21 protein-coding genes and 1 pseudogene are annotated in these 20,795 nt (G+C 51.1%); 15 read left to right on the top strand and 7 right to left on the bottom strand.

All coding sequences use genetic code 11. From position 1 onward, the window contains the following. The first annotated feature begins 385 nt into the window (after positions 1-385). Both DTL42_RS17980 and DTL42_RS17985 read left to right on the top strand, forming a co-directional pair. Complete coding sequence (locus DTL42_RS17980) at positions 386-739, top strand: hypothetical protein (RefSeq protein ID WP_114370553.1); 354 nt, start codon at positions 386-388, stop codon at positions 737-739. Positions 740-1,374: 635 nt separating this feature from the next. After that, positions 1,375-2,748, top strand: a complete 1,374-nt coding sequence (locus tag DTL42_RS17985) for an SIR2 family protein (RefSeq protein ID WP_114370555.1) — start codon at positions 1,375-1,377, stop codon at positions 2,746-2,748. A gap of 1 nt (position 2,749) precedes the next feature. Here the strand turns inward: DTL42_RS17985 and DTL42_RS17990 are convergent, their stop codons facing one another. Beyond that, complete coding sequence (locus tag DTL42_RS17990; protein WP_114370557.1) at positions 2,750-3,178, bottom strand: hypothetical protein; 429 nt, start codon at positions 3,176-3,178, stop codon at positions 2,750-2,752. A gap of 556 nt (positions 3,179-3,734) precedes the next feature. Between DTL42_RS17990 and DTL42_RS17995 the strand changes: the two genes are divergently transcribed. Continuing rightward, the gene (locus DTL42_RS17995) at positions 3,735-4,028 is read left to right on the top strand and encodes a hypothetical protein (protein ID WP_114370559.1); all 294 of its coding nucleotides are present in this window, start codon (positions 3,735-3,737) and stop codon (positions 4,026-4,028) included. Between the two features lie 128 nt (positions 4,029-4,156). Here DTL42_RS17995 and DTL42_RS18000 read toward each other — a convergent pair whose 3' ends face one another. Beyond that, a complete protein-coding gene (locus tag DTL42_RS18000; RefSeq protein WP_158545445.1) occupies positions 4,157-4,885 on the bottom strand; it encodes a copper homeostasis protein CutC in 729 nt (242 codons plus the stop codon). Between the two features lie 205 nt (positions 4,886-5,090). Next, positions 5,091-5,390 carry a hypothetical protein gene (locus DTL42_RS18005; RefSeq protein WP_147274332.1) on the bottom strand — a complete coding sequence of 100 codons (300 nt, stop codon included), beginning with the start codon at positions 5,388-5,390 and terminating at the stop codon, positions 5,091-5,093. Between the two features lie 422 nt (positions 5,391-5,812). Here DTL42_RS18005 and DTL42_RS26065 point away from each other — a divergent pair, with 422 nt between their 5' ends. Further along, positions 5,813-6,631, top strand: coding sequence for a hypothetical protein (locus DTL42_RS26065; RefSeq protein WP_147274333.1), 819 nt, complete (start codon positions 5,813-5,815; stop codon positions 6,629-6,631). Positions 6,632-6,743: 112 nt separating this feature from the next. Beyond that, complete coding sequence (locus tag DTL42_RS18015; protein ID WP_114370568.1) at positions 6,744-7,832, top strand: tetratricopeptide repeat protein; 1,089 nt, start codon at positions 6,744-6,746, stop codon at positions 7,830-7,832. Between the two features lie 195 nt (positions 7,833-8,027). Here the strand turns inward: DTL42_RS18015 and DTL42_RS18020 are convergent, their stop codons facing one another. Next, entirely contained in the window at positions 8,028-8,465 is a 438-nt protein-coding gene (locus tag DTL42_RS18020; RefSeq protein ID WP_114370570.1) for a hypothetical protein, read from the bottom strand. Positions 8,466-8,770: 305 nt separating this feature from the next. On the opposite strand from DTL42_RS18020, the gene DTL42_RS18025 reads away from it, so the two are divergent. The 6 genes from DTL42_RS18025 to DTL42_RS18050 all read left to right on the top strand — a co-directional run bounded on the left by DTL42_RS18025 (position 8,771) and on the right by DTL42_RS18050 (position 16,090). Beyond that, positions 8,771-10,678 (top strand): M61 family metallopeptidase, encoded by a 1,908-nt coding sequence (locus DTL42_RS18025; protein WP_114370572.1) that lies wholly within the window; start codon positions 8,771-8,773, stop codon positions 10,676-10,678. A gap of 296 nt (positions 10,679-10,974) precedes the next feature. Further along, positions 10,975-11,169: a hypothetical protein gene (locus DTL42_RS27015; protein WP_338065630.1), complete on the top strand. Its 195-nt coding sequence runs from the start codon at positions 10,975-10,977 to the stop codon at positions 11,167-11,169. A 644-nt stretch (positions 11,170-11,813) separates the two neighbouring features. Beyond that, positions 11,814-12,191: a hypothetical protein gene (locus DTL42_RS18035; RefSeq protein ID WP_114370574.1), complete on the top strand. Its 378-nt coding sequence runs from the start codon at positions 11,814-11,816 to the stop codon at positions 12,189-12,191. A gap of 388 nt (positions 12,192-12,579) precedes the next feature. Then, the gene (locus DTL42_RS18040) at positions 12,580-13,062 is read left to right on the top strand and encodes a hypothetical protein (protein ID WP_114370576.1); all 483 of its coding nucleotides are present in this window, start codon (positions 12,580-12,582) and stop codon (positions 13,060-13,062) included. 132 nt (positions 13,063-13,194) lie between these two features. Continuing rightward, positions 13,195-13,998, top strand: coding sequence for a hypothetical protein (locus DTL42_RS18045; protein ID WP_114370579.1), 804 nt, complete (start codon positions 13,195-13,197; stop codon positions 13,996-13,998). Positions 13,999-14,449: 451 nt separating this feature from the next. Then, positions 14,450-16,090 (top strand): hypothetical protein, encoded by a 1,641-nt coding sequence (locus DTL42_RS18050; protein WP_114370581.1) that lies wholly within the window; start codon positions 14,450-14,452, stop codon positions 16,088-16,090. 380 nt (positions 16,091-16,470) lie between these two features. Here DTL42_RS18050 and DTL42_RS18055 read toward each other — a convergent pair whose 3' ends face one another. After that, positions 16,471-16,746, bottom strand: coding sequence for an ankyrin repeat domain-containing protein (locus tag DTL42_RS18055; RefSeq protein WP_114370583.1), 276 nt, complete (start codon positions 16,744-16,746; stop codon positions 16,471-16,473). Between the two features lie 257 nt (positions 16,747-17,003). Between DTL42_RS18055 and DTL42_RS26840 the strand changes: the two genes are divergently transcribed. The 3 genes from DTL42_RS26840 to DTL42_RS18075 all read left to right on the top strand — a co-directional run bounded on the left by DTL42_RS26840 (position 17,004) and on the right by DTL42_RS18075 (position 19,369). Next, the gene (locus tag DTL42_RS26840) at positions 17,004-17,168 is read left to right on the top strand and encodes a transposase (RefSeq protein WP_234824259.1); all 165 of its coding nucleotides are present in this window, start codon (positions 17,004-17,006) and stop codon (positions 17,166-17,168) included. Between the two features lie 357 nt (positions 17,169-17,525). Then, positions 17,526-18,353: a hypothetical protein gene (locus tag DTL42_RS18070; protein WP_114370587.1), complete on the top strand. Its 828-nt coding sequence runs from the start codon at positions 17,526-17,528 to the stop codon at positions 18,351-18,353. 200 nt (positions 18,354-18,553) lie between these two features. Then, positions 18,554-19,369 carry a hypothetical protein gene (locus DTL42_RS18075; RefSeq protein ID WP_114370589.1) on the top strand — a complete coding sequence of 272 codons (816 nt, stop codon included), beginning with the start codon at positions 18,554-18,556 and terminating at the stop codon, positions 19,367-19,369. Positions 19,370-19,617: 248 nt separating this feature from the next. On the opposite strand, the gene DTL42_RS27185 is transcribed toward DTL42_RS18075, so the two are convergent. Then, on the bottom strand, positions 19,618-19,773 hold the full coding sequence (locus DTL42_RS27185; RefSeq protein WP_158545446.1) for a hypothetical protein: 156 nt from the start codon (positions 19,771-19,773) through the stop codon (positions 19,618-19,620). An 81-nt stretch (positions 19,774-19,854) separates the two neighbouring features. After that, a pseudogene (locus tag DTL42_RS18080) lies at positions 19,855-20,319 on the bottom strand (integrase core domain-containing protein); the annotation flags it as partial. Positions 20,320-20,444: 125 nt separating this feature from the next. On the opposite strand from DTL42_RS18080, the gene DTL42_RS26850 reads away from it, so the two are divergent. After that, positions 20,445-20,609 (top strand): transposase, encoded by a 165-nt coding sequence (locus DTL42_RS26850; RefSeq protein WP_234824260.1) that lies wholly within the window; start codon positions 20,445-20,447, stop codon positions 20,607-20,609. The last annotated feature ends 186 nt before the right edge of the window (positions 20,610-20,795 follow it).

Consider the following 20,795-nt stretch of genomic DNA (forward strand, 5'->3'; position numbering starts at 1 on the left):
ACGAAGCGAAGTCCTTACAACGCTTGATACGAAACAAGAAGGAGTCGCCGCGTTCCTAATACACGACGGTTTCTTGTTAACCGGCGGCTTCGACGGCACCCTGTGCCGCTGGCGGCTTGAAGAACGATAGTTTCCTTCCCAAGCCAGGGTGCCATATTTACGTCTTCGAAAGCATGCAGTGAGATCATGCCGAGTCTGCCTTACGCCTGGCGAGAAGGACAAACCTTAATTGTAAGTCACATGCTCACGCGGACGAGAGCATGGCACCCGGCTACACGGACGGAACACTTCCAACGTTGGCATGACGGCAATTGGCAGAACGACGCGTTTGGATGACCTCTCAATCCTCTGCTCCTTGAAGAGTTCCAATGATAGGGTTGAAGCCATGTCGAATATCGTCATTTTCCTAGACCAAGAAGCCAATCGTGCCGATGTCGTTCTTCGTCTTCAAAAAGCGACACAAAAGAGCCTGAGTGATATTCGCTCATCATTGATGAATAACGCTCCTGTTGTGGAAGTCGAGTTGTTTGAAGGCGATTACGATTCGCACGCCAAGATGCTCCGTGCTGTCATGTCTTGCATGCTTGAACTTTCGCTTGGATGTCGGATCTACGAGTTGCCCGAAGGCGAGACGATGGAAACTTGCTCGTTTGTAGATAAATGTGAAATCACCCCGACCGTACTTGAGAACATCTTGTCAGAAGCCGATGCAGAACTTGACCGTCAACTCGGCGAGTAGCATCAGCCGTTTGCACCCTGGCCAGGCCATTCAGTCCTGCCCCCTTTTCTTCCCCGGCGGCAGTCTCGGTCGCCCGCGACTATCGGCGTAATAAGGCAGACAAAGCTCTTCCAGCCGCGCGCCAAACCGAGCCTCCGCCAACACCTGATTCAACTATTTATAGAACACATGCCCCGGCGACTTCGGCAAATCGGTCGAAGCAACCCAAGCCGCCTGAGTTTCACAGACTCGTTTTCCTAAAGCCATCATCCATCCTTTGCAATGGGAAGATCTTGCTGGAGAATAGCGGGGAGACGAGGGTTTTTCAACGGGCTGCTAAGATCATTCACCTACGGCCCACCTTTGGAATAGCGACTCAAGACAATGGCAAAGCTCAAAAGAAGTTGCACTTAATTCGGATTGGTAAACCCTCGAAAATACGCTCAGATTCAAACGAATTGAGGGGCTTAGGTTCTCTAAGGTGTTCTGACTCGCCAAACCTCAATCTTGGCATTTTTGAAGGCTCTTAGAACATCTGGCGTAAGCTTGATCTTCTTGGGCACTTCTTCCCCGAAAGCTAGTCGAAGCTGCTGCTGACATCGTGTAGACTAATTTGCCTGACATTGGAACACGTCCTTCCCACTACGAGTATCCCCATGATTACAACACCGGAAGAGTACATCACAGAGGTAACCGAAGAAGTACAACAATGCCTTTCTGACAAAGGGTGTCAGCCCATTCTCTTCATTGGTTCGGGACTTTCTAAGCGTTTGTTCAAGGGGCCAAGCTGGGTAGAGTTACTTGAAAGACTTGCGTCTGGATGTCCCGAAATCAAGAAGGAACTCGCTTACTATCGGCAGCAGTCCGACGACAACCTAATTGACATCGGTGAGACTTTTGCTGACTGCTACATGGAATGGGCTTGGGGAACCGGAAAAAGAAAGTTCCCTAAAGAGCTATTTGAAAGTCCAGACAAGCAGATATTCGTCAAGCATATCGTATGTGAGTTGTTCAAGAAAATTACACCGGACGCACTGACAGGGATACGAAATAGAGCACTTCAGCGTGAAATCAGGCTCTTGCAGTCAATTCGACCACATGCTGTCATTACAACTAACTATGACTCATTACTTGAGATCATTTTCCCTGAATATGAACCGGTAATCGGGCAAAGAATACTCAGAACTAGCTACTCTAGCGTTGGCGAAATCTACAAGGTACATGGTTGCGTCTCCGAACCACAGAGCATTGTGCTCACACGGAAAGACTACGACGAATTCCTTCGCAAAAAGAAGTATCTCTCGGCCAAACTTCTTACCTACTTTGCTGAACATCCTCTGTTGTTTATCGGGTATTCTGCGGAAGATCCGAACATAAAGACTATTCTTGCTGACATTGATGAAATCCTTGCAGCGGAAGACGAGCTAGTTTCAAACATCTTTCTCCTGAGTTGGGACAAAGAATTCGATACTCGCACTACGTTCCCAAAAGAGAAGGTAATTCACGTTGAAGAAAACCGGACAATACGCATTAAGAACATCGTGGCCAATTCGTTCGAGTGGGTGTTTGATGCCTTTGCCAGTGACGGCGAGCTAGAGCAGGTAAGCCCCAAGGTATTGAGGACAATTCTTGCACGTACTTACGAGATGGTTCGCCATGACTTACCAAGGAAGATCGTAGAAGTTGACTATACTCAACTTGAACGTGTAACTGAGGGCAAAGGCGAATTGCCAAAGTTGTACGGCATCGCAACTCTGGACAATCCATCAACAACGAACGCCTACTACCCCTACACGATTTCGCAAGTTGGTGAGCAGTTGGGCTTTCCCGGTTGGCATGGAGCGAGGAAGCTTCTCGACACAATTAGCTCTGAGAAGGGAGTTGATATTACCGAGAGTGACAACCAATATCATATAAAGGTTAAGACGGGCCGGGGTGATAAGTCCGCAACACATAATAAATACTCTGATGCGGCAGTCAGCTTGCTTGAGAAAGTCAAGGACGGCAAAGAGTACAAACTCATGGTGTAAATCACTTGCGATCCGTGGCCTGATCAAATTGATTTCCAAGCCATAATTGAGACTGATCAAAGTCATTATAGCCACTGGCCGTATACCTTCGATCAGCAAGTGTGAGTCCAGCTTGGCCAAGATAGTATTGGCGGTAGTTGGTGTACTGATGATTACTTTTCAACGTGTCGGAACCCGTCTTCCTCACGAGCATCAGGGACTTGGCCGGTTTCCACTTGATCTTCTTGCACGTGCGTTCATACGCTTTGGCAATGTTGTTGACGTAGCCGACCTTTTCAGTGCCATCCTTCTTCTTGCTGAACTCCCTACGGACAAGCTGTGATCCATTGGCGTTGGTGAGTGCAAAGGTTGGATTGTCTGAGCGGAACTTCTTGAGAAGCGTGAAGGTGGAGTCCCACAGCAAGTACGTCACTTCTGGCCAGGGTGCCATGTTCACGTCTTCTTGAGCATGCTGTGGAATGACGCTGCGTCTTTTTCGACACTGCCTTACGCCTGGCGAGCAGGAACAACCTGATTGTATGTCACATGCTCACGCGGACGTGAGCATGGCACCCGGTTGCGGGCGGTTGCAGGACAAAGGAAATCTCGAATGCCTTCTACCTTACAGCGCGATTTGCAAGTCTTTCGACATCCAGGCACCTTTCTAGGGTTGTTCATCGGTTTTCTTAGTTTCTTGGTTGTGCTGGTCTTGGATAGGTTTGCGGTTCTTGAAATTGGCTGGTTCCTTCACGCGCCCCTTCTAGCAGCCTGTTGAATTACTGCTTCGTGAGCGAGTTATTGAGATTGAGTCGAGTGCAAGGCGTGAATCCGCAGGCATATCCATTAGATATATTGAGGAATTCACAACGCAGCAATCGGCTCAATCTCAATAACGTAGCCGATCTGAGAAATTCAACAGGCTGCTAGGTGATGTCTTTCTATTGTTTTTAGGGATTGGGTGTTTGTGGGCTCTGTCGTTAATTGTATCGCTAAGGAAACCAGTCATCATGATTGGCCAGCAGTCGCTCACCTCGTACCAAACGACGGTTGTTCCGGCTAAATGCCTGGAGATTGATCTCAAGCAGATTCAAGGGGTGTCGGTTTGTTCGTACCCTGATACGGTTCCGGCGTACTTGATCTTCGATATCGAGCAAATGCCTCCCGCCAAACGTGACTCCGCCGTGTGGGGAAAGGTAAAAGAAAAACGATACTATTACGAATGCTCGAATCTAACCGTAGCCCCAAGTGCAATCGCAGCGGCAATCAAAGAGCGGCTTGCACAAACGAGTCCTGCCACGTAACGGGGCAGCCATGCAGGCTGAAATCGCTGGGTTACGCTTACGCTAACCCAGCCTACGCGGCTGAAGAAAGTGACGGCGGTACCTAAGCCAGGCTCCGCTTGAAAAGCGGCCAACTGCTAGAACCACTCTTATGAATTAAGAGCTGCTCTGGCGGCGGAGACAAGTTGCGGGCAAGTCTGGCGAAAGCTTTGCTCGCGTAGCCAACCGGAAGAATTACTGCGTTGCAAACGGCTGAAGGAACCATGTAACTGATTGCAGCCGATGGCACGAATTAGGGGTACCGCATTGTCTGGCGTAACGCCTGCACCGGGTAAGATTTCCAGTTGGTTGCCGAAAAGCTGTTGCCACAGCGCAATCTGATCGCGTCCTTCCCACACGGTATCACAACCGCCGGATGTGAGCACGCGTGTTGTCCCCAAATCGATCAGTGGTTGCAGAAGGGATTTCGGATCGGTCACGGTATCCAAAGCTCGATGGAAAACAAGCGGTCGCCCTATGGATAGCTGCCTCAGGGAAAGCCAGAATTCACGATCGAGCGTCCCGTCTTCCTGCAGCGCACCTGAGACAATCCCATCTGCTCCGGCAGCTAATAGCATCTCGGCATCTCTCATCATCAAGCGCAGTTCAGCCGGTGAGTAGACAAACCCGCCAGGTTTGGGCCGCACCATGGCCACAACCGGCAAGTCCACCGCACGCTTGACTTCTTCCAACAGACCAATGCTCGGCGTCAATCCACCTAGCTCTATCCCCAGATTCAGCTCCAACCGATCAGCACCGCCACGGCACGCAGCGATTGCGTCTTCGACTGAAGCAATGCAAACTTCCAGTAAAACTTCGGCTCGAGCGTTCAAAGGCAACAAGGGATAAATATGTGGTGAAATAGAGGATGAATCACAGCAACGCCCGAGGCCGAGCAAACAGTACAGCCAGCGGAAACGTCGGATTCGTGCATAGTCTCGCAGGGTGCGTCTCGCCGCCCCAAGCCATGCCAAGCAGGCTGGCTTCAGAAAAAAGGTTATAACACACTCTCGGGCACCGAAATGCGCCGTGCGAGACTCCTTATTACAAGTCGCCCCAATCTTCGAGACGAATTACCTTTGATTCATCGACGATCTCGATGGTCGATTCTGGTGGAGCCCCTCCCTTTCTTAAGATCCCGATAATACGATTCATAACAGGTAGGGTAGCAACCGCAATTTGGATATTGGCACCGGAAATACCTTCTCGGCTGCCGTAAGTTCCGCTGCCTACAACATAGCCACTATCTTCCGCTTCAAGCAAATCGCATATTGCGTATTCAAAGCGATCAGCTCTTTCCAGGGGGCCGATGGCTAATGGGATAAACATATTTACATTGTGCATTGTTACTCAGTTACAACCTTTCGAGGTCTACGCCGAACCCGCAGGGTGCGTCTCGCCGCCCCAAGCCCTGCCAAGCAGGTTGGCTTCAGTAAAAGGTTATAACACACTCTGGTGTGCCGAGATACGCCGTTCGAGACGGAATCAACGCCAAACGCAGACTGAAATAATCGGGCGTCGCTTCGACAAAGTTCGTCTTGCTTTTTGTCCACTTCCGCTGATACAGGCGAGAGACCTGGCACCTGAGGTTGTGCTGAAGCTGCTATCTCAATCCGTAATTGCAATCACACGCATCACCATGGATTCACAATACATGCAAAAGCTTATTTTTTTTCTTTTCCGTTACTCATTTGATCCATATATTGTACGCACGGCCTGAGCATCACTAATCACGCCGCACATCCCCCATGCAAGGAGAAATTGCCGTGCGTAGCCCCACTACAATTGCGTGTTTAACAATTGCATCAGTGATTGCAATTCTGACAACACCACTTTTGGCACAAGATCCCGCTGTCTTACCCAGTGAACGTCAGGTGAGGTCAGGCGATGACAATATGGTCATTGCTCACACCTATGCCTCCTACAGCAACCCTACTACAACTATAGATAGTCCGCCGACTGTTGTAGATAAAGACGACTACATTGCACTTGCAGAAACCGATGCCTCCATCGGTGCGTTAGTTTATGCTGAGGCTTTTGCAACTACGGACAATCTTTGCGCATTCGGAACGCCAGATTTCGTTCCTCAGCTCGAAGCTTCTGGAACTGGCGAGTATTACGTTGATGACAAATATGGCTATGCGTATTACGGATTTACCTCCCAGTCCTACGCAGCTTTTAAGGTTGTCGCTAATCCCAGCTTGCCTGCAATCACTACTGGTGAACTTCGGGGAAACATGCATTTCCTTGTTGCTTACTCAAATTCAGGGGATGGGAATTTTGATCCTGGTCACCTCTTTGCAAATATTTCTGGCAGTTCAGTGTTTTATCAGTACGATGGATCGAGCGGATACTATGTCAATGTCACCCTGGAAAACAGAACGGGACCGTATGTATATACTTCCACTTATGTTCCTGGGAAGAGCATAAATGATCTGTATGTTTGTTCGAGATCTGCGGCCATTAATTCTTCGCAGTATCTTGGTGCCAAGATATACCACGCTGAAGGGACTTCATCGAAGGCTGGCTCTCAGGAATCCAGCCTTAGCATCACCTCTTGGTACTCGATTCATGAAATTCCTTAGTCCTTAGAACGGCCGTTGCCTTAAGACTCCGCGATGTCATTCTAGCGACTGATGTCGTGGAGTCCTCTTTGTGCTTGCGCATGTATATGGTGCAACTCTGCGGAAGTGGTCTATGAAATATTTCAGCCTATCTGTTTTCCTGCTTGTAGGTTTCTTCTCGCCTTGCTGTTACGCGGATAAAACTGCGGAAGCCCTTGAGAAGATGCCTCCCCATCAGCGATTCGAAGTGCTTATCAATGGATACGAAGAGGCTTTATCGCAAGCTGCAAGAAGGAAGTTGCCCCTCCAGAAGGTTAAACAACTAAAGCAGATTCGGGATAAACAACTCCAACTCTTGATCGATTCGCAAAAGTCGACACCGTTAACCGATTTATCGATTGTCGACTTAGTGGCGATTTCGACAAGCCATGAATACCTTCACCAGTGGGAAGGTGCGCTTCGCTACGCACAAGCAGCATTCGACAGGTCGCCGCGAGATGAATCTGTTTATCCCTGCCTTATCCGTTCGTTACTAAATTTAAAACGTGTCGATGAAGCGGAAGATGCCCTCGCGGTGGGGAGAGAAGAGTTGGGTAAGGACAGTCCCGTTAATTCCCTGCATTTCTTCCTCGCCATGTGTCGAAAAGACCAGGGAGATATCGAAAAGAGCGTTCAGCACTATGGGACACTCTACACTTACTACTTAAATCAACTCGATGATGACTCTTTTGACCTATTTGTCCCCGCAAATCACCTAGCAGGGTATTGGAATATTCTCGTTTCCTCTCAGGGGAAAGCGAAGGCGGTCGAGCTATTTACTGGCTATCTTGACCAAGTCACCCGGGCGCACACTCTTAATGACCCAGAGGTCGTCTATTCCGAACGGCAGTTGCACCGGAGTACGTTCTTTTTCGCATTGCGTCATGAAATGACACGCCTTGCTGTGCCTGATAGTCTCGAGCAGATCCAGCGTGATTGGCTTCATTTTGCAGTCAAGCAATTGGTCCGAGACCCTAATTCTCGTGTTGCCTGGGGCGCTTTTGGAAAGATGATGGACGAACTGAGCAATAAGTCCGTCTTAAACAGGTCAGATATTGAGAAAGCACTTAGATCCCTAGATTCATCCGCATTCTTCCAAGACAACAGTGCTGTTAGCCAACGCATAGAAAAGGATCTTCATGGGCTCGTGTCGCCTGATCCTATGCCTGAAAAAGAAGACTAATTGGCAGAGTGCTTTTGCGACTGACAGGCAATAGTCTCGTGGAGTGCGTCTTGACGCCCCAAGCCCAGATAGTCTGTCTAACGATCAACCGCCTGGCAAAGCACCAAGTGGTGTGCTGTGTTGGCATGCGGTTAGCATCGGTAAAAGGTTATATTATAACACACTCTGGTGCGCCGAGGCACACCAACATAGGAGTCAAGCGGTCGGGCAGCGCAGTTCGATGCATTGTTTCCAGAGAGCGAGCATTTCGGTGACTTGTTCTATCATTTGCAGCACTGCTTGATTGCCACTCGTGGTGGCTGCTGCATGGCATTCGTCCAGGAGTTGCTCCATTTCCTTTATGCGGGCGAACGTTCCTTGCTCGGACTTGGTTCTCTCAGGGGCGTCGGTCAGCCAGCCATCTAGTTCGATAGTAAATGAAATGTATGTGTAGGCGAAGCCAGAGAAGGTCCATCCTCGGAGGTCGCGATGAGACCACCAGTGCTGGTCGATTCCGTCCCCAAGTGGCGGAGGCAACTCACGTCCTACGCATTGTTCTCGGCACTTCATGAATGCTTCTAAGAACTGCCGAGCAGGGTGTGTCTCCGCTAACTCGAAGAGAGGGCGGTTGGCACGATAAACGTCACGCAACATATTCCGACAGGCCTACACTTTCGCCGTTTGCCAGACAAATAACGCTTTCATTTTCGCGGCTTCACGGTTGCCAGCTTATCTTTTTATGCACCGCAAGAGCCGGGGAATTCTGCGATTCTACTCGCAAATTTGGTGTATTGAAATGCAAAAAATGAGGTCGCCTGGCTTGTTGGGTTCGCCCTACGATAGAGACTCACTAGATCTAGCCCCCAGCTAGGTTCGGCCCGGCTTCCTTGGACAATTCCCCCGCCTCATGCACGTCCTCGGCTTTTTGTTTCGTTGCTATTCTACCGAGAAGTGAATTGATGAACTGGTCTTGCATGATGTTGCCGCTGCGTTGTTTTGTGGTTCTTTCGGTGGCTTGGGCCGGGCTGCCGGTGGCGTTGGCTGGGGGGGACGAGACCGAGCAGGTTTTGACGCTCGATTTAGATGCGTCCGAAATCTCGCGGAATCTGCTGCATGGAAAGATGACGTTTCCGGTATCGCCTGGGCCGTTGACGCTCGTTTATCCGAAGTGGATTCAAGGCGAGCATGGTCCCAACGGACATATTGCCGATTTGGTGGGTTTGAAGTTCACTGCCAATGGCCAGCCAATTGCCTGGCGGCGCGACGACTTCGACGCTTACCAATTTCATCTGGAAGTTCCGGCAGAAGTTAGCCAGTTGGAGGCGGAACTCGAGTTGATCATCTCGCCGCAGGCCAGCGGCTACTCGCGGGCCGCGTCGACCACCGACAAACTGGGAGCGATCAATTGGTATCAGATTGTTCTGTACAACGCCGCCCAGCCTATCGATCAGCAAACCATTCGCGCTTCGCTGACCTTGCCTGAGAAGTGGGAGTTGGGGGGCGCGCTACCGGTGGCGAAGACCCACGGTTCGCGAACGGACTTCGCCCCCGTTTCGGTAGAGACCTTATGCGATTCTCCGACGCATTGCGGTTTGCATTGCCGCGAAATTGCCATCGGTCCGGCAGAGGGCCCGCAACATTCGATCTTTTTTACCGCTGACGATCCGGCTGGCTACGACATTTCCCCGGAAATGAAATCGACGCTCGACAACGTTGTTACCGAAACGCAAGCGGTTTTCGGCGAACCTCCTTACCGTTCGTACCAATTCTTGTTGATGCTCAGCGATCATATCGGGTACTACGGGATGGAGCATCACGAGTCGAGCGACAATCGCGGGCCGCTGGGTATGGTGACCGATCCGTTGTACCGCAAGACACGGCACGGGTGGCTGTTGTGTCACGAGTTCGTGCATGCTTGGAACGGTAAGTATCGTCGTCCGATTGGAATGTCGCCGCCCGATCATCACGCACCTCTCAAGACCGACATGCTGTGGGTTTATGAAGGTTTAACGCATTACTACGGCTTCGTGCTGGCAGTGCGATCTGGCTTTTGGGATCCGCAGACCGCTCGCGACAACTTCGCCCGGATTGCTGCCCGTGCCGAAATTGAATCGGGGCGCGAGTGGCGTTCGCTGGAAGACACCGCGATTGCCGCGCATTACCAATACCGCGCTGCCCGCCCCGATGGTTGGTATCGTCGCCGAGGGACCGACTTCTACGACGAAGCGGCCATGGTTTGGCTAGAAGCCGACACGCTCATTCGGCAGCAGACGCACGGGAAGAAGTCGCTTGATGATTTCTGTCTGGCATTTTACGCGAATGGCCAAGAAACACCGCGCGTCGATCCGTTCACTTACCAGCAAATGGTTGCCTGCTTGAATGAAGTTGCGCCTTACGATTGGGATACCTTCTTTAACGAACGCGTTCGTCAGCCAGGTGCTCAGCCGCCGACCGGTGGAATCACGCGTGGTGGCTGGCAGTTGACCGTACAAACGGAACCGACCGAGTACTTTGCCAACGCGGAAAAGCAAAGTCACGACGTCGACCTGTCGCATACGCTGGGGATCGTTTTGCAAGGGAACGGAACCGTGGAAGATATCGTGCCCGGCTCGCCTGCCGATCAAGCGGGCGTTATCGCCCGGATGAAGCTGATTGCTGTCGACGGAGACCGCTGGACACCGGAACTCATCCGAGCCGCCATCGCCGACCCAGGCCAAGATGGCGAGGTGGAACTGTTGTTCGAGCGAAACGACCGCCTGAGCGGTTTCAACGTGACCTATCGCGGCGGCAACAAATACCCAACCCTAACCCGCGCCACCGACGGCTCGCCTGATTACCTAAGCGATATCTTGGCACCGCGCAAGTAAACGGATTCAACGACCACGTTTCGAGCAGGTAACCCCACCGGTAGTTGCCTGCCTCGATAACGCTCGGCTAAAGTGCCACACAACCGGCAGCTGGCACTGGCTGCCAAGGAAACCTCTCGGTGTGAAGAACGAAACAGTGTCAGGACTATTTTATTCTTCGCTCAACTCATGATATCCTACCCAAATGGGTAGACCAAAGCGAGCAGACGAGGCGGGCGGCATTTACCATGTTTTGAATCGGGGTAACGCTCGATGGGCTTTTGCGGTACTCGTGCCAAATTTTGGCTTATCAATTGATGCCCAATCACTGGCATCTGGTGCTCCGCCCGACGGCGGATTGGGGCATGAGCGATTTCCTGCGGTGGGTTACCCTGAAGTACACCATCCTCCTGCCACGCGGTAGACCTAAGAAGGCAAGCCGACAAGATATAAAGAGTCCTGACACCGTTTCTTTTCAGTTCTTCAAGAGTTTTGCAGATTGCGTCGTATAGCGATTTGAGTGTTGTCATAAGGTTTTCCTAGCAGGCCAACTTGACACCGAGAACGGCGTCGATTGATAGAAATTGTTTAATTTCTTCTGGAGGTATCACGCCGGGTGCCCCGGGCATCTTGCCCGGGCCTGGCTACGGCTTCGATTCCCTGAAGCCCACAAGATACTTGGGCTCTGATTCCAGAGCAGTAGCCCCCAGTCTGGCTCTGGCTGCTTGATTGCTGGTTGGGCATGTCCCTGCTTCCCAGACACGGGCCAGAGGCACCGTGGCATACGGAGAAGTTTCATTCGCCAGTGCCGCCCGCCGAAGCAACCTCTGATGAAATTGCTCAACTTGTCAAAGGCTATGACAATGCCGACGAAGTGCTCGCAGGCTTAGCAGCCTGTTGATAAGAGAAATCTACCCTGAAAACGCTTTGCATCTTTCAAAGATTTCAAGGCTGTGTTCGGAGCAGCAGGAACTGGAGAAGCTTGGAACCACATAGTAGAACAAACGATCAACTCAGGGAAGTTCGCTCCGGAACTTTTGCATAATCCGGCAAACTTGCTCAAACTACCACATGGAAGAGGGACGGTTCACACGTAATCAAACAGTTTGGTGGAACTCGATTTTTTCCGACTCATTTGCAATAGAAGATCGAAGCCATGATTCAAGACCTGATAGACGAGTACTTGTTGAGCGCAGAGAGAGCAGCAACCGTTGATTTCACGGACAAGAATTCTATAAGAGAGCTCAACAAATCTACTGATCGAATGCGCGTAATTGTTGGTGAAGTTGCAAGTTTAGGGCATGCTGCGATCATGGCGTTTACGTTGCTCTTAGACAGGGAACCTGCTGCTCTTTGGGCCGCACACCACCTTATTGAATTCGCTGAACTAGATTCTGAGACGCTATCACGATGCTTCTCGCGGGTTGAGCAGGCGAAGATGGAAGCGAAGAAGAATGGGAATTTTGCAAATGCTATCGGTGAGGAAATGTGGTTAAAGGAATGGAAGGCGAAAAAGGCGGTATCCGAGCAGTAGCCTGTGGGGAAAGATAGAGCCTGGGTGCCTGAGATGATGACATGGCTCGTCTAATACGTGGATTCGATAATGCCGATGATGTCCTTGCAAATATTGCCGAGAACAGCACGACATTCCATCGTCACCACGCATGACCGAAATATCTTGGCGGGCCATCCAAGCAAGAACTCGTGCGGCTGCCGAAGTACATCCATGATGCCTATCACATTGGCTTGGACAAAATTTTGGATCACCGTTTAGGCAGGTTTTACTACGACGGTTTCACTGGAGCAGCGAGAACCCGACTTGAGCAGCGACTTGCATCGTCGAACAAACAGTTTGACGCTCTCTAAGGAATAAACTTAAGGGAAGAGATGTTTCGAAATGGTTTTCTCTGGAGGTTGATTCGATGAAAAAGTGTTTTCACGACCTGACTGTTTCTGACATCTCCGATTGCCCGATTTGGAGATTTACAAACGAGAATTCAAATGACGATCTTGAAATAGAGCCGGTCATCGAGCAAACATTTTCAAATCTATCGGGACTGATCATTGCAGCGCAGGTAGAGTTGGCAGATTTAACGAGTCATCTAGCTTTACACCAAAATGTCAGCCGCGCCGGGCAGAAGGTTAACGACCATTTCTTGTCGTTGACGCTCGAGCGGGCGGGCAATTGGTTTTCCTTGGCCAGATACCACGATGTCTCGATCGAGAGTTTCGGACCAATACATCTGGCAAAGTTCATGGGCAAGCCTGTGAAGGACGTGTTTCCAATCAAGTATGACCTTCGAGAAACGCTGCGTTCGGATTCAGCGAGACTCGTAGGATTCGTTCGCGACGTTCCAGTATTCCCCCTGACAGATGATGAACTCATCTCACTCTCTCTGCTTTGAGCAGAAAATAATATATCTATTTGTGACCTTCATCTTGCACGAGCACAATATCTGGGTGGGGCAGCAATGGCGATAAATTCCTAACAAGCCTTACTTGAACGCACTTGGATTGTCAGACGGACATCAGACATCATGCAGATCATTCACCGAATTTCGGAGAGGGTTGACGGTCAGATTCAGAACCAACTTAGTGAGATTGGTATTGAGGTCGAGCGAGGATTAGTGACCTTCGAAATCGACGAATCCCATCCGTCGTGGAAGAAGCTTGAGCCGATGATTTCAGCTTGGCGATCTGTCGATATTGTCACCACAAAATTTACGGCAAATGAGCTTAAGAATGCCACCTATTTGCGGATGGCGCCACGTTGGCACCACGGATACCCACAGCCTGACGGTGACTTCGGGTATCGCACGGTCAGCTATAACCTCGCAAATTTCTGTTCAACGTGCGGAATCGGAAAACGTCAAACGTCGCCGATTCGCCTGAAGGGTGAACCGAAATGGGGACGAAGGCACTTTCTGCAACTGAACTGGATATTCGACGAATACTTTGTGCGTCCCGAGGTTTGGGAGGACCTGTTTGAGCCGATAGGCGTTGGTTGTCTGCCGGTTGTCGATCATCGGACAGGCAAGGACCTGCGAACCGTCGTGCAGCTCGACATCATGAAGACAGAATCGGCTCTGCAGATTTCTGATGATCAACCATTCGACACTTGTACCCATTGTGGTCGAAAAAAGTATCGGGCAATCACGCGAGGCCCGTTTCCATCATTTGACGTAACGCCTACGAGTCCAATACAGAAAACCAAGGAGTACTTTGGCAGTGGCGGATCTGCTTGGAATGCGATTGTTGTGTCGTCCGATCTCTTTCGGCAAATCTCGGATCGCAAATTAAAGGGAGTGCATTTCATTCCTTGCGACAGGATGACTAGCTGAACTGACCTGCAACCCAAAAAATGGTCCGCCACTGCCTGAGAGTCTCGCAGGGTGCTTCTAGACGCACCAATACCTGCGAGTCAGGTTGGCTTCGACAAAACGGCTCAGCAAATTCTGGTGCGTCGAGACGCACCCTACGAAACTCATTGTTGCCGCCAACTGCATGCTCACGCGGACGTGAGAATGGCACCCTGGCTAAATCGCCGACGAAATGGTATTCCATTCCGGGGGTGTCTGGAATCCTAGAGAGTTGGTTCGGTTATGATGAATCTCATGAGTGCGATTGAGGTCTGCTGCAAAAACAAATGGCAGTTCGGTCGTGAGGCGCTCGACGCTTGAGGAGCGAACAACAGAGGTAATGGCCGCAAAGGTTTCACGCCCTAATAAAACAATGAAATGGTTCGGCTACGCGTCAGGTTGATGCTCGTCGACAAAATGCTGGGGAAATTTTGTGAGTTTCAAGAATTACAGGTACCTATTTGGCATTTCTGCTGCATTGATTCTTACTTGGTTAGTTTGGTTAAATTTCTTTTCAGGCAACCAAGCAAAGCCGCCAATAGTTCTATCGCGTGAGACAACGTATTTCGCGCCACCCGGCCAAGCGGCAGACACGCTCAACTTTTGCCAGTTGTGGCATGCTCAACTTGAGGCCACGACGAAAGGTAAGGCGAACAACGCGTTACCGCTATTGAAGGCGACATGGCCCCGCGATCAAGTAGAGGACACTTATACAGAAGTCCACGAGGCCCTTGGGGGCTTTCCCATTCCGGCGAACAAGGAAGAGTTGCTGGACGAAAAGGTCATTGCCGAGGTCGAGGCCTGGTTGGGGCAAATGCAGGGTAACGCGAGGGCGAATTGCCTACCATCCCTCACCATCCTGGAGGCACGTCGAGCTCCTTGGAAGCGGGAAACAATCCCTCCCCTCACGGACTGGGTTCAACGGCATAACGAGACATTGGATCTCCTGCATCAGGTCACTTTGCCAGGCGGCTTTTATTGTCCCGATCCAGCTCAACTCGCAGGAAACAGTTGGGTAGGAGACCACAGTCGATTTTGCTCACAGCAAATCACGCGTGCTGCGGCGGCGCTGGAAATAAGAGCCATGTTCCGAATTGGGACTACCGACCTCGAAGGAGCGTGGGAAGATATCCAGTCCGTTTTCGCGCTATCGCATCTTGGAAACTGTCAACGAAGTGACGATATTCAGGAGCGGCTTGCCTTAAGGCGGCAAGCGTACCACTGCACCCTAGCTCTGGTCACCTCAGGTAATTGTGAGGAGTCGTTATTACGCGAGATCGATCACTACCTATCGGCGTTGCCTAGCTCGCGAATGCTTCTTTCTGATGCCATTCTCTATCAACGGATCGTGGCGATCGATGCTTTTCGCCGGGTCTACTCGGGTGAATCCCGTGTTTATCTCGGTCGATATGAATCATTACGCAAACAGGGCGTACCTCGAATCGATTTAGATGGGAACGCGGTGCTGCGAAATATGAATGCTTGGTTTGACAAGGCCTTGACGTTGTTGGCACCATCGAATTTTGGTGACGAGCAGCACGCGATGACCTTGGCCCAGTCGATCGCGCGATTGAAAGGCGGGGCCCGCGAAAGAGAATTGGTCTCAGCCAGTGCCTCCGAGCGAGAGCGTCTCATAGCAGCGAACCTGGTTACATTGACTGAATTGAAACAACTTTGCATTTTAGCCATTGGGTGTGACGGCAGCGACGTGCAAGCGGAATTGCTCAGGGTCAGCATTGCGTTGGAGTTGTTCAAAGATACGCATGGGCGATATCCCAACACTCTCGCGGATCTGGGCGTCCTAGCGGATGGACGTCGAATGATGGACCCTTATACACAAGACGTCTTTGTCTATAAATTAAGAGACGATGGATATTTGTTATATAGCGTAGGACTTAATCGAAAAGACGATTTAGGCACAGGAGGTGATGCGATCTGCGGCGAAATTCGGCGGGGCGAGTGGGCCATTGGTTCAGGGCCTAGTTCGTCTGAGGAATTCGATATCGTGATACGAGTACCAATTCCCATCTTGGAGATCTGTAGGCCAGGGACCTCTGCTCCCGATGAAGCTTGAGCCGTCGACACTTACTCCCTGACCGGCATCCTGGCTAAAAGCTGACTGGAATGACAAGTACCTGCTGGAGGCGTGTTTTATGGTGCGATCACCTTGGTCAAACTGCTTGGTGAACGATGCAAGTTGCTGCTCAAGTCGGGTTCTCGGTGCTCCAGTGAGAACGTCGCAGTAAGAGCTGCCTAAACGGCGATCCAAGGCCTTTGTGATAGGCCAGAGGGGTTGAGAAGGACACATGGAGGAAGGCTTGCCTGTGCTGTCCTGCTGGTCCACCCAATGTGAAAGAAGCAACTCCCCAACAAATCGCCCGAGCTATGGAGTTTCTGTAGAATCGTTACCAGCGTTGAGGGTATCCCGCCGCATTGGAAAGCCTCGTTTATGGTTCAGTGTGATCGTAATAGCACTAAGATTTGCGGATCCTTAACGATCACGGCGAAATCTTCAGGTGTTTGCCCGGAATCCAGCTTCGCGTGAATATCTGCGCCACGCTCAAGCAAGAGCCTCACGACATCGACTTGACGATTTAGAACTGCAGCATGGAGGGCTGTATATCCATTATCTCCTCTCTCGTTCACATCACACCCGGACCCAATAAGCTCTCGAACCTTATCCGTGTTGCCAAGTGATGCCCAGTACTCGAGTTCAGGCGAATTAATCATTTCATCGCTCCTTTTACTTCTAATCCAAAATTCGAATAAGTGAGTTGTCCCAATTGTTCAAACCTCGTAAGTTGGAAGAACATATTGTTTTCCATGTGGATTTCGTATGGCGATAACCTCGATTACTTTACCAGCTACTTCGTCAAAACGTTGTGAAAGACACGGTGTCAGGATTCTTTCTCTTTGCTCGAATCATGACAAACTACCCAAATGAGTAGACCAAAGCGAGCAGACGAAGCAGGCGGTATTATCATGCTTTGAATCGGGTCAACGCTCGGGAAGCGATCTTCGATGAGCCTGATGATTTCGATGCGTTTGAACGGTTTTTGGCCGAAGGGCTGTTGCGGTACCCGTGCCACATTTTAGCGTATCAGTTGATGCCCAATCATTGGCACTTGGTGCTCCGTCCGACGGCGGCATGAGTGATTTCCTGCGATGGGTTACCCTGACACACACCATGCGGCGGCACGCGACAGACCGAAGAAGGTAAGCCGATAAACCAGTAAAGAGTCCTGACACCGTATCTTTTCCGTGCGGCTTTGGAAAGCGGGCTCTGGACAGAGTCAAACCTTCAACGATTTTGTCAGAGAATATCGGGAAGGCATTCGACAAATCGCGAAATCAGGACGGATTAAGGATGTACAAATAGACGATATCGCGTCTGCGTTCAGCCACTGGGGTAGTACTGATGGAGTTGTAAGTGACGAAGTGAATTACATGACAGTCATGAAGCTGCTTCTCAGTAAATATGACTAGTGCGTTTTAATAAGGATTCAATCATGCACGTTTGCAGCACAGACACCAGCGGTGAGATTGTCGATGGGCTCTTTTATTGGGTCTTGGGGCATCCCGACGACATGTTCGAAGACTACCAGGAAGAAGACTACGGAGAAAAAATTATCTTTGTGCCTAGCGATCCTGACGGTTACCCTGCCAGGCCAATCGTTGAAAAACGCGACCGGAAAGATATATTCGGTTGCCCGGCTGATAAGACACACAGGACACGACAGCTTCTGCAAGGAATATCGATCGTGGTCGAGGCTGGCGGAACGTTACCCGTCTTTTGGAATACGGAAAACTTCTTTGTGATGAACGATGCCATCGAAACGATGAAGAAAGCAGGACTGCGGGGAACCGATTGTATCCGACCCAAATTTGAAACGGAGGTGTACACCGACCAGGAAATGCGGGACGACCTCCGTGTGATGACGTTTCCTGGCGGTGACATCTTGCGTCCCTATCGCGTCACTCCCCCAGGGGCAGACAATTGCCCGTTTTGTGGTCGAGTCCCGATTGTTTGCCAGACCTGTGGACACATCAATCGGTCATGTCCCAAGTGCAACAAGCAAATCATTACCGTCAAAAAAGATCTGCCTACCGACAGTCCGTTGGTTAGGATTCGTGTTGACGATAATTCCGTGCTCGATGGCTCTCGCTGGGATGGAAGTGACTTTCTCAATCCGTCATTGATCACAAGGCGCGCCCTCAAGCTCTTTCAACAGGAAAATATAGGGCCATGCACCGCCCTGAATTGTGCCACGTACCTTGGAAGCTGCACGCCTGAGCAACGCGACAAACTAGGGGAGATGTCAGGGCTCCCGCTTTGAGTGAAGCACTGGTGTTCGCGATGTTGACAGTGCAACAGGCCGGGTAACCGCCAGCGAAATCCAACGAAAAAACCGCCGTTGCCAAGACCACCGGCGGTCGATTTTAATCCAGCCGACTATATGGTAGACGTAGGCCTCGTGTCGGTCGTCGGCTGGCCTACGCATACCTAAACCTTCCCTGCCGAAAGAAGGATTCAGTCATGCACGTTTGCAGCACAGACACCAGCGGTGAGATTGTCGATGGGCTGTTTTACCATGTCTTGGGTCATCCCGACGAAACGTTTGATGACTTTGAAGATAAGGATTTATTTCTACCGAGTAATCCCGAGGGTTGGTATCCTGCCAGGCCAATCGTTCAAAAACGCGTCCGGAAAGATATATTCGGTTGCCCGGCTGATAAGACACACAGGACACGACAGCTTTTACAGGGAATATCGATCGTGGTCGAGGCTGGCGGAACGTTACCCGTGTTTTGGAATACGGAAAACTTCTTTGTGATGAACGATGCCGTCGAAACGATGAAGAAAGCAGGACTGCGTGGAACCGATTGCATCCGACCCAAATTTGAATCGATGGAATACACCGACCAGGAAATGCGGGACGACCTCCGTGTCATGACTTTCCCAGGCAGGCCAATTATGCGGCCCTTCCGCATCACTCCGGCAGGGGCAGACAATTGCCCGTTTTGTGGTCGAGTTCCGATTGTTTGCCAGACCTGCGGACACATTAAACGTTCATGTCCGAGGTGCAACAAACAGATTGTTACGATAGAGAACAATCCGCCCGCGGACAGCCCGTTGGTGAGCTACCAACTTGATGAAATCTCAGTGTTAGACGGCTCTCGCTGGGACGGAAGTGACTTTCTTGATGAAGGAATTATTTCAAGGCGCACCCTCAAGCTCTTTCAACAGGAAAGTATAGGGCCATGCGTTGCGCTGAATTATCCCACGTACCTCGGAAGCTGCACGCCTGAGCAACGCGACAAACTAGGGGAGATGTCAGGGCTCCCGCTTTGAGTGAAGTACTGGTGTTCGCGATGTTGACAGTGCAACAGGCCGGGTAATCGCCAGCGAAATCCAACGAAAAAACCGCCGTTACCTGGACATGGACCGGCTGGCTGAACCGAGGGAGGCAGTAGAAGCTTTAACGTAAAAATCAAAAGAGCGCAACTTGACGGACACTACCATTCTCGCGCGAGTGATCAACTGAAGTGGACCCCATTATTCGGACCACGGGGCCACGTTTCTTAGATAAAGCTTCCCGCTCATTTCAACTGGTCAGGCCGGTAGACTTGCCAGTTTTTTTGCCCTAGCGGCTGGTGTCGCCGACGGTGGTCGTAGTAGTCCAGGTACTCCCCCAGGCTTTGATAGCAATCGGCTCCGCTCGCATATTCCTTGAGGTAGACTTCCTCGTATTTCACCGTTCGCCACAAAGGTCGATCATCACGTTGTCGATCGCACGACCTTTTCCGCTGGCCTGCCCCAATTTTCTGTACCAGGCGTTATGAAAGATCGGACTGGGAAACAGGTAACGATTCAGGAGGGTCGCTGTGCTGCTGGAACGGAGGGAGCGCGGCGACTGGAGTGGAAGCGGCACAGCGACGCGCGAACTCCAGCGGCGTCTGGTAGCCCAGGCTGCTGTGGGGGCGTCGCTCGTTGAAATCTTCTCGCCAGGCCCTCGCTTTGATCCGGGCATCTTGCTCGTTCAGCAGGTCGGTCTGGTGCAGGTACTCGTCACGCAAGCGGCTGTTGAAACTTTCGCACAAGCCGTTTTGCCACGGCGAACCTGGTTCGATGTAAAGTGCCTCCACGCCGATCCGCTGCAGCCATTGCTTGATCGCCGTCGAGATAAACTCGGGGCCGTTGTCGCAACGAAGCCGCTTCGGCACGCCGTACATCGCGAACAACTCGGCCAGCGTGTCGATCGTATCTTCACTTGTGATGCTGCGGCCAACTTTGATCGCCAGGGGAAAGACACGGTGTCAGGGAAAGACACGGTGTCAGGACTCTTTTATTCTTCGCTCGACTCATGATATCTTATTCGAATTGGTAGACCAAAGCGAGCAGACGAAGCAGGCGGTATTATCATGCTTTGAATCGGGTCAACGCTCGGGAAGCGATCTTCGATGAGCCTGATGATTTCGATGCGTTTGAACGGTTTTTGGCCGAAGGGCTGTTGCGGTACCCGTGCCACATTTTAGCGTATCAGTTGATGCCCAATCATTGGCACTTGCTGCTCCGTCCGACGGCGGCATGAGTGATTTCCTGCGATGGGTTACCCTGACACACACCATGCGGCGGCACGCGGCAGACCGAAGAAGGTAAGCCGATAAACCAGTAAAGAGTCCTGACACCGTATCTTTTCCCTGACACCGTATCTTTTCCCTGACACCGTATCTTTTCCCTGACACCGTATCTTTTCCCTGACACCGTATCTTTTCCC

The organism is Bremerella cremea, assembly GCF_003335505.1.
Lineage (GTDB): Bacteria > Planctomycetota > Planctomycetia > Pirellulales > Pirellulaceae > Bremerella > Bremerella cremea_A.

Coding starts and splice junctions, on each gene's coding strand:
- DTL42_RS17980 (WP_114370553.1), top strand. CDS start 386: ATGTCGAATATCGTCATTTTCCTAGACCAAGAAGCCAATCGTGCCGAT.
- DTL42_RS17985 (WP_114370555.1), top strand. CDS start 1,375: ATGATTACAACACCGGAAGAGTACATCACAGAGGTAACCGAAGAAGTA.
- DTL42_RS17990 (WP_114370557.1), bottom strand. CDS start 3,178: ATGGCACCCTGGCCAGAAGTGACGTACTTGCTGTGGGACTCCACCTTC.
- DTL42_RS17995 (WP_114370559.1), top strand. CDS start 3,735: ATGATTGGCCAGCAGTCGCTCACCTCGTACCAAACGACGGTTGTTCCG.
- DTL42_RS18005 (WP_147274332.1), bottom strand. CDS start 5,390: ATGCACAATGTAAATATGTTTATCCCATTAGCCATCGGCCCCCTGGAA.
- DTL42_RS18015 (WP_114370568.1), top strand. CDS start 6,744: ATGAAATATTTCAGCCTATCTGTTTTCCTGCTTGTAGGTTTCTTCTCG.
- DTL42_RS18020 (WP_114370570.1), bottom strand. CDS start 8,465: ATGTTGCGTGACGTTTATCGTGCCAACCGCCCTCTCTTCGAGTTAGCG.
- DTL42_RS18025 (WP_114370572.1), top strand. CDS start 8,771: ATGAACTGGTCTTGCATGATGTTGCCGCTGCGTTGTTTTGTGGTTCTT.
- DTL42_RS27015 (WP_338065630.1), top strand. CDS start 10,975: ATGCCCAATCACTGGCATCTGGTGCTCCGCCCGACGGCGGATTGGGGC.
- DTL42_RS18035 (WP_114370574.1), top strand. CDS start 11,814: ATGATTCAAGACCTGATAGACGAGTACTTGTTGAGCGCAGAGAGAGCA.
- DTL42_RS18040 (WP_114370576.1), top strand. CDS start 12,580: ATGAAAAAGTGTTTTCACGACCTGACTGTTTCTGACATCTCCGATTGC.
- DTL42_RS18045 (WP_114370579.1), top strand. CDS start 13,195: ATGCAGATCATTCACCGAATTTCGGAGAGGGTTGACGGTCAGATTCAG.
- DTL42_RS18055 (WP_114370583.1), bottom strand. CDS start 16,746: ATGATTAATTCGCCTGAACTCGAGTACTGGGCATCACTTGGCAACACG.
- DTL42_RS18070 (WP_114370587.1), top strand. CDS start 17,526: ATGCACGTTTGCAGCACAGACACCAGCGGTGAGATTGTCGATGGGCTC.
- DTL42_RS18075 (WP_114370589.1), top strand. CDS start 18,554: ATGCACGTTTGCAGCACAGACACCAGCGGTGAGATTGTCGATGGGCTG.